The following is a 15,469-nucleotide window of genomic DNA, read 5'->3' on the forward strand; positions in this document are numbered from 1 at the left end:
TGTGTCTTACACTGGAGCCAAAAATTCAATAGCTTCTCTAATTACGGAGGCTACAATTCTAGCTGTGGTTTTTCCTAGAGGTTTTTTTAATGCTTGATAAACAGCATCTTCTATCTTACCATAGGTTAAATTTTCCACACTTTCTAATTTTCTTAAAGCAGGTTTAACGTAAGTATGCATTAAATTTCCTACTTTAACAGTTGCGTCTTTCCCTAAAGTTTTACCTACAAAATTAGTTATGGTAGTAGTGTTACTAATCGCCCATTTTAAAGCTTTTTTAACTGCATAGCTAGGAACAGAGTTTGTTTGAACGCCGCTAAGTCTAACTGGGTCAGTTACTGTAATAGAACCTGGTCTATCTAATTGATAATTTTTAGCAAAACTATTATAGTCGAGAACTAACTCTTTTTTCTCATTATTTAAAGCATCATAATCATTTTCAGTTGGTAATACAGTAGTTGATTCATTTGTCGCAGCACTTGTTTTATTACCTTCAAATCCTACGAATGTTGTTAATAGTATTGCTGTTTAAGATTAAGATACCTTTTTTTAACATATTTTTCCTCCTTGTAATAAATAAAATTGTTAGGAATGATCGTACTTTGTCAAATCCTCTACTCCGCAAAGAACAAAGCGATGCTTTTGTAGTCTTGAGATATTGGTCATTTGCTTCGAACCTCCTTTCTATTTGAAAGACGTTTTACAAGTCTATATTGCTTCAATATTTCCTAAAAAATCCTTTCATGCGCAAATATGACAGATTCCAATGCAATGACGAGGGTGCACAAATCTATTCTTGAAGAAAAACCGAGGCAGAAAGTGCGCCCCGTCATATTAAGGCAATCGGTCGTTCCGCAGATTTTCTTTTCGAGGGCTTTCGAAAGTCCAAACGGAGTTGGAATTGTGGCCATGGAACACAATCTATTGAAAGCGTCCGGAAAATCATTCACTTTCAACAGAATCTCCAAAAAAAAAGACGGATGAAGAAAAACTTTATGATGTTTCTTCATCCGTTTTATTTTTGGATAGTCCCTTTTTCATGTTTCCACTTATCACGCAAACGGCAGGCAGCAATTAAATGTCATTATCGCTGATGCACCAGTCAATTTCTTCTGATCCGATGGACTTTAAAAATTGATTTGCTTTAGAAAAAGGCCTGCTGCCAAAAAAGCCTCTGTTTGCCGAAAATGGCGATGGATGCGGCGACTCAATGACAAAATGCTTATTCATGTTAATCATTTCTTTTTTCGCCTGTGCATGCCTTCCCCATAAAATAAAGACGACTGGACGCTCTCGCTCGTTTAAACAGCTAATCACTCGATCGGTAAATTGTTCCCATCCTTTTCCTTTATGAGAATTGGCTAGTCCCTGCCTTACCGTCAGCACAGTGTTCAATAATAGAACACCTTGCTTCGCCCATTTGACAAGATGACCGTGGTTTGGAGGCTTGCAGCCGAGATCGTTCTCAAGCTCGATGAAAATATTTTTCAGAGACGGCGGCTGAGCAATCCCCGGCTTTACGGAAAAGCTTAATCCATGTGCTTGATTTGGTCCATGATACGGATCTTGGCCTAAAATGACAACCTTTACTTCTTCATAAGGCGTGTAATGCAAAGCATTAAAAATGTCGTACATATCCGGATAAATCGTATGATGGGCATATTCCTGCTTCAAAAATTCCCGCAGCTCTTTGTAGTATGGCTTTTCAAACTCTTCTTTCAACAGTCCCCACCAATCATTTTTTAAAATCTGCTTCAACGTTTGCCACCCTCTTAGCTTCTACTGATCTATCACTATTTTTAATGTTATGATGATTCGGCTTTTTTTGTCAAAGGGTGACAGCTGTCGCTAATATTTTGCAAAATGTTCCACATGAAACATTAAGGCTTTCGACAGAAGCAAGAGGGCAAAAATCGCAGTAAAGACTGAAATATCAACTTTTTTGCCGTTCCCATTATAAAGTGAGAAGCTTGGTGCCCTAAATGTACGAAAAACATTTGATGCATTTTTATCACGTTTAAACAAGCCGTAATGCTCCAAGATAACGCAAATGTTCTGACGATTCTATTGATTTTCGTCTGTTAGAAACTCGCAGGTAAACGGAATATCCATTCATTTTTAACTATTACCGAATAGCCAAATGAGACAAAGCTCGTCATTGAAAAAATGCTGAAACAGACGGACAAGGCCTACGACATCAAATATGCTGCCCCTCTCGATGCTTTAATGTGGCAGACGCCCATAAGGAAGGCATTTTAGGCGAGGGTCATGATCCTGAGGCACACCTCATCCCAATCATTTGCTAGAAGAGGTTTCTAGCTTGATGTCGATACACACGACGGAAATAATTTTTTTGCTTACTCCTTTATTCAAGTTCACAAAAAAATTATTTATGTTTCTTTTTGATTACAAATTTTTTCGTAATTGCAGCTTTTTTTGAATAGTTCTTTGCATAAGCACATAATTTTATAAAGAGAATGAACAGAAAGGACAGGTTTAAAAACATATGAGCATAAAGAAAATCTATATAGGTATCGCATTTATTTCTTGTTTCTTTTTTATTCTTTCATCACCAGTTGCAGCTGAACAAAAGATTGATGGTCAGCTGATCATAATAAACAAGAGCGTAAATAAACTGGCATTTTTTGAAGACGGAATTCTTCAAAGAGTATTTCATGTCGCAACAGGAAAATATGCTCAGCTAACTCCAGAAGGCATTTTCCCCATTGTCACAAAAATTAAAAACCGCCCTTATTTTAAAGAAAAGATTCCAGGAGGAGACCCGAGAAATCCATTGGGTGATCGCTGGCTTGGTCTTGATGCTTTAGGATATTATGGAAACAATTTTGCCATTCACGGCAATAATAATCCAAGATCGATTGGAACGTATGCAAGCAGCGGATGTGTCCGCATGCATAACGCCGAAATTCGCTGGCTCTTTGAAAAAGTTGAGCTGCATACGCCAGTCATTATTCTAAAATCCAATAAAAGCTTTGACGTTATTGCAAAAGAGCATGGATATTATACTGAACAAGGGGTTCCTGTCACTATTCGGAATGGAAGAGTGCTGTTTGCAAGGGAACAGTTAACGAAATCACCCGAAAATATGTATTCACCGCAGGGAGCTTTTGCTAAACAATAAACCATGGGGCGGAGACGGAGCAAGCAGCTGAATTACTCCGTTCCACTCAAAAGGTTTGCTGAATTAGACGAAATCGGGAAAGTATTGAGCATTTAGTCTCTCCGTTCCATGCGAAGCCAGTTGCAACATCGGGAGTGATCACGCTTCTTCTTGATGTTTCATAAAATCAACAGTTGCGATGATGCCTTGTTCGTAAGGAGTTTTTGGCAGCGGCCCGATTCTTTTTTCAAATTTTTCACCCGATAATACGACAGGCTCTTCGACTAAGTACATCATTTCAACCATTTCCTTCATCATCGGGCTGAATAACCCTAAAAAATAAATCATCGATTTCGTGACAACACTTACTTTCTTTTCATATTGAAGCTTTTCCCTCAAGATTTGAATAATTTCCCGTCCGGAAATAACTCCCGCCCCCGGTATATTCCAGTGCTCATGATAGGTATCGTCCCTTAATGCAAGCTCAACTAAAGCTTTGGCACCGTCCGGCAAAAAAATATATTCCCTCGGTATATTTAAATCCCCGATAAATTGAGATCGTTTATTTTGGACAACTTTTTTTAACGTATGATGCAACAATGTTTTTTCCCCACATGGACCGTAAAAATCGGGGAAGTGAGCGATCAAGTAGTCTACTCCGCTCTTTTCCACCATTTCAGCAAGCCGCAATCGTATTTTTCCTTTTTTAGTATGAGGATTTTTCGGATCAGTCTCGGACATTGTTTTTCCATTTGACCGTCCATATGCATAAATATTATCAACGACAACAAGCTTAGCTTTTTCTTTTTTTGCTGCCGCCAGCACATTTTCCATGATGATCAGTAGATCTCTCTCCCACTGCGGATACGGTATGTTAATGGCATGGAAAATCCATTCCGCACCTTCGCATGCTTGCAAGATGCTGGATCGATGGAGGGCATCTCCAGCGACAATGCTGATGCGACTGTTCAAACGGTGAAACATTTTTTTCATTTTTTCTGTATTGCGGGCTACGGCGACAACCTCAATATTCTCTCTATTCAGCAATTCATGAACTAAATTGTAGCCCATTCCGCCTGATGCACCTAAAATAACCGCTTTTTTCATCCTTTTTACCTCCGATCTTAAAATTAACCATTGGTCAATAATATGCAAAAAAGTAAATAAGCTTAAGTGCTTATTACTTTTTTTAATTTAAAAATCCTTTGATTAAAAAAGCAACATATTGTTCAGCAAGTCCTTCCATATCTTTATACTCAGCATCGGTCTGTACATATTTCGTTACAAAACCGCTTACTGCAAGAAACAAACACCAAATGACTGTTGGATTTGCTTTATCTGGAGCAAACTGAAAAATAGCCTGCGCAAAACGTTCATATGACTTATTCGGCTCTTGCTCCATCAGCATATCAAGCTCGAGATTTTGTGTTAAAAACATCAGCTTATAATGACTTTTATATGTCAGCCCGAATTCAATAAACTTTAACAAGATCGTTTTTACAGCTTCTTCTTTAGAAGAATACGAGGCTTGCAGCACTTTTTCTAACAGCCCGTCTAAAAATTGAAAATCCGTCTGCACAATTTTATAAAAAAGCTCTGCTTTATTTTGAAAATGATAATAAAGCGCTCCATGTGTGCAGTGCAATTCTTTGGCGATTTCTCGCATGGAAACATGTTCATATCCTTTTATGACAAAAAGCTCTCTAGCAGCATTCATAATTGCCTCTTTTGTTAATTCAGTGTCTTTTTTTCTAGGAGCCAATTGTTCCATTCCTTTCTTAACAACAACAAGCGTGCCTCTGATTTTGGCGTGTTGGCATTTAGCTGCATTCTTATTTATTAACCGATGGTTAATTATATTTTAATCCTTTTTTTGTTTTTAAGCAAATGTTTTTCTCTTCTTATGGTACAAACTGCTATAATGTTGTTATAAAATCTTTACAGCTGGATGGAGGTAACAAAATGACAATGAAAAAAGCCTTGACGATCGCAGGTTCCGATTCCAGCGGTGGAGCAGGTTTACAAGCGGACTTAAAAACGTTCCAAGAATACGGAGTTTATGGAATGACTGCGGTCACTACAATTGTAGCAATGGATCCTCATAACGGATGGCAGCATCAAGTATTCCCTATTGAAATCGATACCATAAAGGCCCAGCTCGCAACGATTATAGAGGGAGTCGGTGTAGATGCCATGAAAACCGGAATGCTCCCGACAGCAGAAATTGTCGAGCTGGCAGCAGATACAATTAAAAAATATAATTTAAAAAACACGGTCATCGATCCTGTCATGGTATGCAAAGGGGCAGATGAAGTGCTTTATCCCGACCATGCGGAAGCGATTCGCAATTCTCTGACAAAAGTCGCGACGGTTATTACTCCAAATCTCTTTGAAGCAGGGCAATTGAGCGGGTTAGGTACTATTCAAACGGTCGATCAAATGAAAGAAGCAGCTGCCATTATTCATGATCTTGGTGCAAAATATGTTTTGGTGAAAGGCGGCGGAAAGCTTGAACATAAATATGCTGTTGATGTTTTATATGACGGAAAGGATTTTGAAATCCTAGAAGGCGAACGAATCGACACAACCTATACACATGGTGCTGGGTGCACATATTCAAGCGCGATTACAGCTGAACTAGCAAATGGCAAAACGGTTAAAGAAGCCGTTTATTCCGCCAAAAAGTTTATTACAGCAGCCATCCGCCATTCCTTTCCTTTAAATCAATATGTCGGCCCAACTTGTCATGCCGCATTAAGATTATACGAATAAATAATAGAGCCGAATCGATTAGCTCACGACCATTGTGGCTGTTCGTTCGGCTCTTTTCATGTTAATAATCCATATTTTTAACTTTTTGCTTTACTTCCTCAATATTTCTCATTTTATTTTCCCAGCACAATTCGCTCAGATCAACAGGGTATTCGGCAGGATTTAAAATGCGTTTATATTCATCCCATAACAGCTCCAAATTTTCTTTTACATATGACCGGATTTCTTCCAATGAAGGACATTCATACGTAAGCTCGCCATCAACAAAAATATCGTGATGCAAATCCTTTGCCGTAAAATCGGTTACATATTTTTTGATAAATGTATGGACAGGATGGAACATTTTCAGCCGCTTTTCTTTTTGCGGCTGTTCAAAATGTAATGTAATATAATCTCCTTCAGCCCTCTTATCCTTGTTGTTGATAATTCGATATACATTTTTCAAGCCTGGTGTTGTCACTTTTTCCGGATTTGATGAAATTTTTATTGTATCGACTAATTTGCCGTCGTCCCCTTCAATGGCAACCAATTTGTACACAGCTCCCAATGCAGGCTGGTCGTAGGCGGTAATCAGCTTCGTTCCAATTCCCCACACATCGATTTTCGCTCCTTCAGCTTTTAAATTTACAATCGTATGTTCATCAAGATCGCTCGAAGCTATAATTTTTGCGTTATGGAAACCAGCATCATCAAGCATTTTTCTCGCTTTTTTGGATAGATAAGCCAAATCCCCGCTGTCAAGGCGAATACCGATAAAATTAATTTTATCGCCAAATTCTTTTGCAACCCGAATGGCATTCGGAACACCGGAGCGAAGCGTATCATATGTATCCACCAAAAAAACGCAGTCTTTATGAGTACTTGCATATTTACAAAATGCAACATATTCATCACGATACGTTTGAACAAATGCATGTGCGTGGGTTCCGGAAACAGGAATTCCGAAAATCTTCCCTGCTCGGACATTGCTTGTCCCATCAAAGCCGGCAATATAAGCTGCACGGGTTCCCCAAATAGCTGCATCCATCTCATGGGCTCTTCTTGTTCCAAATTCAAGCGCTGATTCATTTCCAATAATTTGTTTAATTCTTGAAGCCTTTGTTGCGATAAGCGTTTGATAGTTCACAATATTTAAAAGAGCTGTTTCAATAAGCTGCGCTTCCCCTAGAGGGGCTTCCACACGCAAAATCGGTTCATTTCCAAATACAAGCTCTCCTTCTTTCATGGACCGAATCGTGCCGGTAAAACGAAGGTTCTCCAAGTAACGGATAAAATCTTCTTTGTAATTCAGCTCTTCCCTTAAATAAGCAAGGTCCTCTTCTGTGAAGCGGAAATTTTGTATATAATCAATAATTCGTTCCAGGCCGGCAAAAACAGCGTAACCGCTCCCAAAAGGAAGTCTTCTAAAAAACAACTCAAAAACTGCCTTTTTTTGGTGGATGTCATCCCTCCAATACGATTCGACCATGTTGATTTGGTATAAATCGGTATGGAGCATCAAACTATCATCATTATACATTTTCATCATCATGAAACCCCCATAATATTTAATCGCTGTCTGTTCCATACGGAATGTTGAAATGTCCAAGAGGCCCATTTGTGTCTAGCGGCGATGATAGATGGATGAAGCCTGTTCAGCAAAAATTTGAAACCTTTCAGAGCAGGCATCCCCTTCAAGCTTCCTTGCAATCTATCAGATCTTTCTAACGGGCTTAATCGTTGAAACAAATCTCAAGGACGAATCTCCATTATATTATGAAAGCACTAACCGTATTGTACTCCTTTCTATACCGTCATTCAATATTTGCCAAAATTAGTGTCCATTTTAAAAGCCGAAATTACCTAATCCTGCTTCTTTTACTATGAGAGGGTGATTTTGGCAAATTTGTCAAATAATCGGGATAATCCGTAATAATTCCATCGACATTCATGGCCATCAAATGTTGAATATCGTGTATATCTCTAGCTGTATAAGGCATAATTTTCATGCCGCTCTGATGAATCATATAAACTAATTTAGGGGTTACAAGCGCTTTATTCGGATTGATATATGTCGCAAATGCTGCATATTGCTGTAAATGCTCCTCCGTAATAGCGCCATGTCTATATCCGATGAGCACTCCAAGAGAAATCGACGGCAAGACACTGTGGAATTCCTGTAAAAAAGCGGTATCAAAGGATTGAACGACCACATTCAGTTGCTGATCCCCTTTTTCGATCAGTTCTTTTGCCAACCTCTCTACAATGCCGAACTGCTTTTTCGGTTCTTTAACTTCTATTAAAAAATTGATCTTCCCCCTGTATTTCTTAAGGACATCGCATAAAAGGGGTATTTTTTCTCCGGAAAATTTTCGATGAAACCAGGCTCCAGCATCAAATTGTTTTAGTTCTTCATATGTGAAATTTTTAACTAAACCTGACCCGTTTGTTGTACGATCAATCGTTTCATCATGAATAACGGCGAGCAACCCGTCTTTCGTCATCCGTACATCCAATTCTAAATAATCCGCCTTCATGTCAATAGCGAGATCAAAGGCTGCAAATGTGTTTTCCGGAGCATATCCAGATGCTCCCCGGTGTGCGACGGCAATTGTTTTGTTGGGCTCTTTTTGAAAATGAAATATTTTATAAAAAAAGCGGTGAACATAATAACGAACATAATCAAGCATGCATAACCATCCCCGTTTTTTTAGATTTATACTAAATAATAATCACTTACATTAATTTATAACATTTTTTTTACAATTTTATTTTTCTTTTGCAGGATATTTCGTTTTGGAATAGAATAGTATTTAGAATATAAAAAAATTTTTAATTAACGCATCTTACAACACACCATTGTTTCCAGCCTGCACCTCATGATGAGAAGTTTTGGCCAAATCTCCTCTTCATAACACCCATTTCGCTTTTGTCCCGGATTATGCCCTATGCAAAAAATCTTAAGTTCAAGGAGAGTGATGGGATGATTAGAAAAGACGTGATGACAAAAACATGGGGAAATAAAGAAATTGTGACAAGTCCGTTTTATGGTGTCATAAAAAAAATTATGACCGAAGCAAAAAACCGGATTTATGAATGGGAACCGTTGTTTACCATTCAAACGGATGAGGGTACTCTTGTCCAAATCAGCGTCGGTATTGGAGGAATCATTGACAAGCTGTTCGTCAAAGAGGGAGATCGGGTTATTCCTGGAGCAGTCTTAGCATATATTGATGAAGATTTAATAGTCACTGGCAGCGATTAAGAATTAGGACCCCTAAGAAGAAAAAAGGGGTCCAGTAATAGCTACTTGTATTGAGCAACAATTTTTCTCAACCGGTTATTTAACGATTTAAGCATCCAATCCCGAAAGATCTCCTGTTTTTCTTCCAATGTTAAATAATACTCGGCGCCAGCTCTCCCCTTTGCAAGATCCGTTATATGTTTAATTGACAAGGCAGCAGCAACGGAAATGTTTAAGCTTTGCACAAATCCTTTCATAGGAATTACAAACGTTCTGTCAGCCATGTCAACCGCCTCTTTTGAAACACCGCTATGTTCATTTCCAAAAACAAGGACAGTCGGTCTGCTTACATCAAGCTTTTCAAGAGGAACAGCCTGTTCACTCAAATGGCTAACATATATTTGATATCCTTTCTTTTTTAATTGACTGATGGCTGCACTAATATCTGATTGATAATCAATTGTCAGCCATTTGTCTGCACTTTTCGTCACCAATTCATTAGGGGCAAAAGGCGCTCTTCCGGTGACAACCGTTACATTCTGCACGCCAAAAGCTTCGGCAGAACGAAGAACAGCCGCTTGATTATGGCCGTCATCCACCGCTTCCAACAATATGGATACGTAACGAGTCCGTTCCTTCAATACCTCATATAAACGATTCAGCCTTTCCGGCACAATCATATCAAGAATTTGGCGATCCTCATCATTTACAATCTTCTCTTTCAGCAATAATTCCACAATATTATTTTCTTTATTAACATTCACATCCCTTTACCTCCTTGAAAGCACGTGCGGGCAAGAAGATCGAACGTTCTCATTTATTATACGTCTTCTCCAAAAAAAATCTACCTCCTATAGCTGGAAACGTTATAGATCAGGTTAAATATAAACAGTTTATCCACATTATCTTTGTACTGTTTCGTTCGTACTCATTGGGCAAAAACAACAAAGTATCAAAATTTGTTTTTTTAAAAGAAGAGAATTTCCGCAAAGCTTCTTTGTATATATCAACGGATATTCACAGGAAATCCCCCTAATATAAACAGCTTTTACACATATTTTATCCACATATCCACATTAGCTATCCACATTTCGTATTGGCACATTTGTTCCCTACTACATATATGATTAAATAATTCACATTTGTTGATAAACTTATCCACTTATGCACAGCTTACAAACGGAAAACACTCAATTGCTTGTTTTGAACAAAAAAATCCCGAAAAGAGGTTTCGTAACCTTTTTTCGGGACGCTTATGTTAATAGTGATGTTGATGGCCTAAGGACATAACCCATATAGACCCTGCAACAATGACAATTGCGATATAGATCCCGTAATAAATCATTGTTGCCTGCCAAGAACCGCTCTCTCCTTCTTTCATATGCATGAACAGCAAAAGCTGAATAAACGCTTGGCAAAATGCTAAAACGACAATTAATGTAATAATCGTATTTGTCGGCAGATCGGTTGAAAATGTAATCCACACCGCCAATAACGTCAATATTATGGACAACAAAAACCCGAAGACATGCTTCCAAGGAAATCCTTTTTCGTTTTGTGCCAAGTTAACTCACCATCCCTGTCAAATAGACGAGTGTGAAGAGGAAAATCCAAACGACATCAAGGAAATGCCAATATAGACTTGAAATAAACACTTTTCTTGCCGTATCCGCGTTAAGGCCTCTTTTCAGCACCTGCAAAATGATAATCAAAATCCAAAATATCCCGATCGTAACATGAAGCCCGTGCGTTCCAACAAGAGCGAAGAAGGATGAAAGGAACGCGCTTGTTTGCATTGTTGCACCTTCATGAACAGCATACAAAATGAACTCTTCTATTTCAAAGTACAAAAAACCGATTCCCAACAATATCGTAACAATCAGCCAGCCGATCATACCGGCTTGCTTGCCTCTTCGCATTTCATAAACGGCAAGACCGCAAGTGAAGCTGCTTGTAAGCAGAAGAAAAGTTTCAATCAAAACTGTTTTCAATTCATACAATTCCTCGGGACCTGGTCCGCCCGCTGTTCTGGAGACGAGCACAAGATACGTAGCAAAGAGGGTGGCAAACAGGGCAAGCTCTGCCCCGAGAAAAATCCAAAAACCTAAAATATTTAATTGATTTTGTTTCGTTGAATACTCAAGTGGAAGATTCGATTGTTTTGGAGCAATTTCCGACATGTTACTCCCTCCCTGCTTCCGTCTGTTTAATTTCTTCGACCGGCACATAGTATCCATCATCATATTCAAAAGAGCGCAAAATCATGCAGATGATAACGCCGATCAATCCGATGATCGCAACCGGCATCCATTCGAAAACTAAACCGAAGCCGGCTATAAAGAAGAAGATCGACATGATGAAAGGCCGCCCCGAATTTGATGGCATATGGATTGGTTTATATTCCGGCTCCTCTTCTTCTTTTCCTTCTTTCCGTTCCTTCTTCATCATCCACCAAGCGTCAAGACCTTTTACCTGCGGTGTTACGGCAAAGTTGTAATGCGGTGCAGGCGACGGAATAGACCATTCCAGCGTCCGGCCATCCCAAGGATCTCCCGTGAGGTCACGCTCGCCTTTAAAGTACGTGTACACAACATTAATACACAGGAAGATAAAGCCGATTCCCATCATAACTGCGCCAATAGTCGAAATGACGTTTAATTCCGTCCAGCCGGCATCTGCCGGATATGTGTAAATTCTTCTTGGCATGCCCATAAATCCTAAAACATATTGCGGCAAGAAACATACATTAAAGCCAAGGACGAAAAACCAGAACGTAATTTTGCCGAGCTTTTCATTTAAAATGACGCCAAACATTTTCGGATACCAATAATGAAGCGCTGCAAAGACAGCAAAGACCGTACCGCAAATTAACGTATTATGGAAATGGGCTACAAGGAAATACGTATTATGATATTGGTAATCGGCCGCAGCCATCGAAAGCATCACACCTGTAACCCCGCCGATGACGAAAGTTGGAATAAACGCCAAAGACCATAGCATCGCAGATGTGAATTTGATTCGACCTTTATATAAAGTGAAGAGCCAGTTAAAGATTTTTACCCCTGTCGGTATGGCTATCGCCATCGTCGATACAGAGAAAAATGCATTAACCGGGGCTCCTGAACCCATTGTGAAAAAGTGGTGCACCCAAACGAGCATACTTAATACAGAAATCGCCACCATGGACCAAACCATGGCTGTATAACCGAAAAGACGTTTTCTTGCAAACGTTGAGACAACTTCCGAAAAAACCCCAAACGCTGGCAAAATGGCAATATACACTTCCGGGTGCCCCCAAATCCAGAACAGGTTCGCCCAATGCATTGGCACTCCATCGCCTGAAAGCGTAAAAAAGTGAGTGCCAAATATTCTGTCCAACGTCATTAATGCTAAAGCAACCGTCAATACCGGAAAAGCGAAAACAACCAATATAGACGTAATAAGTGTTGCCCATGTAAACATCGGCATGCGCATTAAAGTCATTCCAGGAGCTCTCATTTTTAGAATCGTTACAATGAAATTAATACCGGAGATTAATGAACCGATCCCTGAAATTTGCAATCCTAATAAATAATAATTTTGGCCCGGCCCCGGGCTGAGTTCATTTCCAGCAAGAGGCATGTATGCCGTCCACCCTGCATCCGGTGAGCCGCCGATCACAAATGAAATGTTGAACAGCAAGGCGCCAAAGAAAAACGTCCAGAAGCTGAGTGCATTCAAATACGGGAACGCCACATCTCTAGCTCCAATTTGGAGAGGAACTGCAATGTTCATGATCCCGAATATGAACGGCATTGCCATAAATAAAATCATAATGGTTCCATGTGTAGTGAAAATTTCATTATAATGCTGTGAATCTAAAAACGTATTATTTGGCACTGTCAATTGGGCGCGCATTAAAAGTGCGTCTACGCCCCCTCGGAATAGCATTAATACGGCGGAAATAATATACATAATCCCTATTTTTTTATGGTCAACAGTCGTTAGCCACTCTTTCCACAGCCATTTCCATTTTTTAAAATAGGTTAATACAAAAACGATACCAATAATTGTTAATACAATGGCTGCATCCGCCATATATATAAGGGGTTCGCCGGTAACGAAAAATTCATCCCATTTCACAGCACGTTCCTCCTTCCTTCCGATTAATGTCCTTCGTGCTGATGGCTTTCATGTTCACGATTATCATGATGATCAGATTCAACTTCCTCCAATTTTATGGTACCGTGCTTTTCTTTTGCAGGGATATTGTCTAAATGCTCACCTGGTTTCGCAAAATCAACCCACGCCAAGTGTGTTCCAGAAAAAGTCAATTTATCTTTTAAAACTCCGACTTGGATGATTTCGTTAAATTGTTTTTTCGTCAGCAATGGAGCTGATGCTTGTGTTTCTTTCACCCATTTATAAAAATCTTCTTTTTCCATTGCGTTCACATCAAATGTTTGATGGGCAAATCCTTCTCCTGTAAAATTTGAATTCCGCCCTTTAAACGTACCGACATGATCAGCCTGCAAATAAAGAGTCATTCCCATTCCAGCCATATTATATTTTTGTCCGCCCAACTCTGGAATCCATAAAGCGCTCATCCCGCCGACAGCTGTCAATTTAAATTCAACTGGAACATCTTTTGGAATGTTGACATAATTGACTGTTTCAATATTTTCCTCCGGATAGCTGAAAATCCATTTCCAATCGGCTGCTGTCGCATGAATGACAATTGGTTCAACTCCTCTAGATTCCTTCGGCGGTTTTTCAAGCTCAAAAGTCGCCTTAACCGTTGGTATCGCCAAAGCAATGACAATCAACACAGGAATCGCCGTCCAAACAATTTCAAGCACTGTATTCCCATGCTGTTCGGGCGGTTCATAATCCATATTGTCAGGTCTTTCCCTGTATTTCCACAAAATAATCGCAAACAATGAAAAAATGACGACAATAATCAAAAGCATAAATCCAACAGACCAAAGGATTAAATCTTTTTGAACAGCCGCTACCGGCCCCTTTGGATTTAATAAGACAAACCGTTCGCTGCATCCTGATAGCAGGAGCAAAACGGATAATGGCAAAACTTTCATAACCAACTTCAGCCAACTTGGTTTGGCCGGCATTGTGATCCCCCCTAGGATTTTCAAAAATGTGCCAAAAAACGTCAACCATTCACTTTGAAACAAAAATCATCTGTTGTAAGTGAACTTTATCACAAATTTATGTAAAAAAACTTGAATTCAATAAACAGTCAATAAAAGATTAAAATTTTGTAAAAAAATCGCCATCAATCCGACACAAAACAGGAAATCATGTGAATCGAAAGGAATGATTGCCTCTATTGCTAATAGACGCATAAGAAAAACCGGGCGAAAAACATCAACGCCCGGTTTTTCTATTCGCACACATCGGTCTTTTTGTTTTCTACATACTATACGATCGGAAAATCAGCTAATTTCTAAATCTATCCATTTTTAACAAAAGCGGATAATCTCATTGTTTCCATGTTCCCAAAATTGATTTCCATTTATTTCATCAAACAATTTGTCCATACCGCAACAGAGACAACTTGGCAAGAAACTGTTCATATTATTTTAAGTTATAGCCTTTTCTTTCCACAAATTGTTTCATATACATTCTCACCGGATTTGAAAGAGCGCGAGCCATTTGCCCTGTCCAAGTATCTTTGCGGACACCATTTGTACGTTTTTCATAATATTTGGATACTATTTGATTATATTCAAGAAGCCCCTGTTTATATATTTCTTCGTTTTGCTCATATTCTTCCTCATGATAAACATGATGTAAAGGCAATCGGGGTTTTTTTCCGGTATCAACGGCCGGATAGCCGACCGTTATGGCAAAAAGCGGGATGACCCGATCAGGAACTTTTAGCAGCGCCGAAACATCCTCTAAATTGTTGCGAATTCCGCCAATATAACAAATGCCAAGCCCCATGGACTCAGCGGCTAATGCAGCATTTTGCGCGGCCAATGCCGCATCAATAAGCGCAACCATAAATTTTTCTGTGCTTTCCAAGGATACCGTCACGTCTTTATCTTCCATTTCGCCTATTAGTTCGTGCCGGTGCAGATCTGCGCAAAAAACAAATAAATGGCCGCTTTTTTCCACATAGTCTTGGTTCCCCGCCAGTTCCGCAAGTTTTTTTTTCGTTTCCGGATTTTTCACCCCAATGATTGAGTAAGCTTGTATGTAACTTGAAGTCGAGGCCGATTGGGCACATTCCACAATTAAGCGTATTTGTTCATCCGTAAGCGGCCGATCTTCAAATTTTCGAACGGATCGATGGTTTAAAATGGTTTCGATCACTTTATTCATCATCATCATCCTTTCTTTTATATTCTTTT

Annotated in this window: 15 protein-coding genes and 1 pseudogene; 4 read left to right on the forward strand and 12 right to left on the reverse strand. The window is 39.3% G+C overall.

The window, feature by feature from the left end; genetic code table 11:
* Nucleotides 1-6: 6 nt before the first annotated feature.
* Entirely contained in the window at nucleotides 7-180 is a 174-nt protein-coding gene (locus NSU19_RS18995; protein WP_161939832.1) for a hypothetical protein, read from the reverse strand.
* A gap of 894 nt (nucleotides 181-1,074) precedes the next feature.
* Nucleotides 1,075-1,758, reverse strand: a complete 684-nt coding sequence (locus NSU19_RS19000) for a uracil-DNA glycosylase (protein WP_063389069.1) — start codon at nucleotides 1,756-1,758, stop codon at nucleotides 1,075-1,077.
* 384 nt (nucleotides 1,759-2,142) lie between these two features.
* On the opposite strand from NSU19_RS19000, the pseudogene NSU19_RS19005 reads away from it, so the two are divergent.
* Both NSU19_RS19005 and NSU19_RS19010 read left to right on the forward strand, forming a co-directional pair.
* Nucleotides 2,143-2,300, forward strand: a pseudogene (locus NSU19_RS19005) (UDP-glucose 4-epimerase GalE); the annotation flags it as partial.
* Nucleotides 2,301-2,506: 206 nt separating this feature from the next.
* A complete protein-coding gene (locus NSU19_RS19010; RefSeq protein WP_339198048.1) occupies nucleotides 2,507-3,142 on the forward strand; it encodes a L,D-transpeptidase in 636 nt (211 codons plus the stop codon).
* Nucleotides 3,143-3,280: 138 nt separating this feature from the next.
* On the opposite strand, the gene NSU19_RS19015 is transcribed toward NSU19_RS19010, so the two are convergent.
* Together NSU19_RS19015 and NSU19_RS19020 are read right to left on the reverse strand one after the other, a co-directional pair.
* On the reverse strand, nucleotides 3,281-4,228 hold the full coding sequence (locus tag NSU19_RS19015; RefSeq protein WP_066251363.1) for an SDR family NAD(P)-dependent oxidoreductase: 948 nt from the start codon (nucleotides 4,226-4,228) through the stop codon (nucleotides 3,281-3,283).
* Between the two features lie 82 nt (nucleotides 4,229-4,310).
* On the reverse strand, nucleotides 4,311-4,883 hold the full coding sequence (locus NSU19_RS19020) for a TetR/AcrR family transcriptional regulator (RefSeq protein ID WP_066251367.1): 573 nt from the start codon (nucleotides 4,881-4,883) through the stop codon (nucleotides 4,311-4,313).
* A gap of 200 nt (nucleotides 4,884-5,083) precedes the next feature.
* On the opposite strand from NSU19_RS19020, the gene NSU19_RS19025 reads away from it, so the two are divergent.
* A complete protein-coding gene (locus NSU19_RS19025) occupies nucleotides 5,084-5,893 on the forward strand; it encodes a bifunctional hydroxymethylpyrimidine kinase/phosphomethylpyrimidine kinase (RefSeq protein ID WP_066251370.1) in 810 nt (269 codons plus the stop codon).
* A 61-nt stretch (nucleotides 5,894-5,954) separates the two neighbouring features.
* Here the strand turns inward: NSU19_RS19025 and NSU19_RS19030 are convergent, their stop codons facing one another.
* On the reverse strand, nucleotides 5,955-7,421 hold the full coding sequence (locus NSU19_RS19030; protein ID WP_066251373.1) for a nicotinate phosphoribosyltransferase: 1,467 nt from the start codon (nucleotides 7,419-7,421) through the stop codon (nucleotides 5,955-5,957).
* A 310-nt stretch (nucleotides 7,422-7,731) separates the two neighbouring features.
* On the reverse strand, nucleotides 7,732-8,562 hold the full coding sequence (locus NSU19_RS19035; protein ID WP_339198053.1) for a glycerophosphodiester phosphodiesterase family protein: 831 nt from the start codon (nucleotides 8,560-8,562) through the stop codon (nucleotides 7,732-7,734).
* A gap of 293 nt (nucleotides 8,563-8,855) precedes the next feature.
* Between NSU19_RS19035 and NSU19_RS19040 the strand changes: the two genes are divergently transcribed.
* Nucleotides 8,856-9,137, forward strand: coding sequence for a biotin/lipoyl-binding protein (locus tag NSU19_RS19040; protein WP_235600486.1), 282 nt, complete (start codon nucleotides 8,856-8,858; stop codon nucleotides 9,135-9,137).
* A 41-nt stretch (nucleotides 9,138-9,178) separates the two neighbouring features.
* Here the strand turns inward: NSU19_RS19040 and NSU19_RS19045 are convergent, their stop codons facing one another.
* The 6 genes from NSU19_RS19045 to nfsA form a co-directional block, all read right to left on the reverse strand.
* Nucleotides 9,179-9,880, reverse strand: a complete 702-nt coding sequence (locus tag NSU19_RS19045; RefSeq protein WP_327856162.1) for an RNA methyltransferase — start codon at nucleotides 9,878-9,880, stop codon at nucleotides 9,179-9,181.
* A 494-nt stretch (nucleotides 9,881-10,374) separates the two neighbouring features.
* Nucleotides 10,375-10,680, reverse strand: a complete 306-nt coding sequence (gene qoxD / locus NSU19_RS19050) for a cytochrome aa3 quinol oxidase subunit IV (RefSeq protein ID WP_063389077.1) — start codon at nucleotides 10,678-10,680, stop codon at nucleotides 10,375-10,377.
* Nucleotide 10,681: 1 nt separating this feature from the next.
* A complete protein-coding gene (gene qoxC, locus NSU19_RS19055; protein WP_063389078.1) occupies nucleotides 10,682-11,296 on the reverse strand; it encodes a cytochrome aa3 quinol oxidase subunit III in 615 nt (204 codons plus the stop codon).
* Between the two features lies 1 nt (nucleotide 11,297).
* Nucleotides 11,298-13,193, reverse strand: a complete 1,896-nt coding sequence (gene qoxB, locus NSU19_RS19060; RefSeq protein WP_232515722.1) for a cytochrome aa3 quinol oxidase subunit I — start codon at nucleotides 13,191-13,193, stop codon at nucleotides 11,298-11,300.
* A gap of 68 nt (nucleotides 13,194-13,261) precedes the next feature.
* Entirely contained in the window at nucleotides 13,262-14,224 is a 963-nt protein-coding gene (qoxA, locus tag NSU19_RS19065) for a cytochrome aa3 quinol oxidase subunit II (protein WP_339198058.1), read from the reverse strand.
* A 466-nt stretch (nucleotides 14,225-14,690) separates the two neighbouring features.
* Nucleotides 14,691-15,440: an oxygen-insensitive NADPH nitroreductase gene (gene nfsA / locus NSU19_RS19070; protein ID WP_339193629.1), complete on the reverse strand. Its 750-nt coding sequence runs from the start codon at nucleotides 15,438-15,440 to the stop codon at nucleotides 14,691-14,693.
* Nucleotides 15,441-15,469: the final 29 nt, after the last annotated feature.

This window comes from Aeribacillus sp. FSL k6-2211 (assembly GCF_037966125.1).
Classification (GTDB): Bacteria; Bacillota; Bacilli; order Bacillales; family Aeribacillaceae; genus Aeribacillus; species Aeribacillus composti.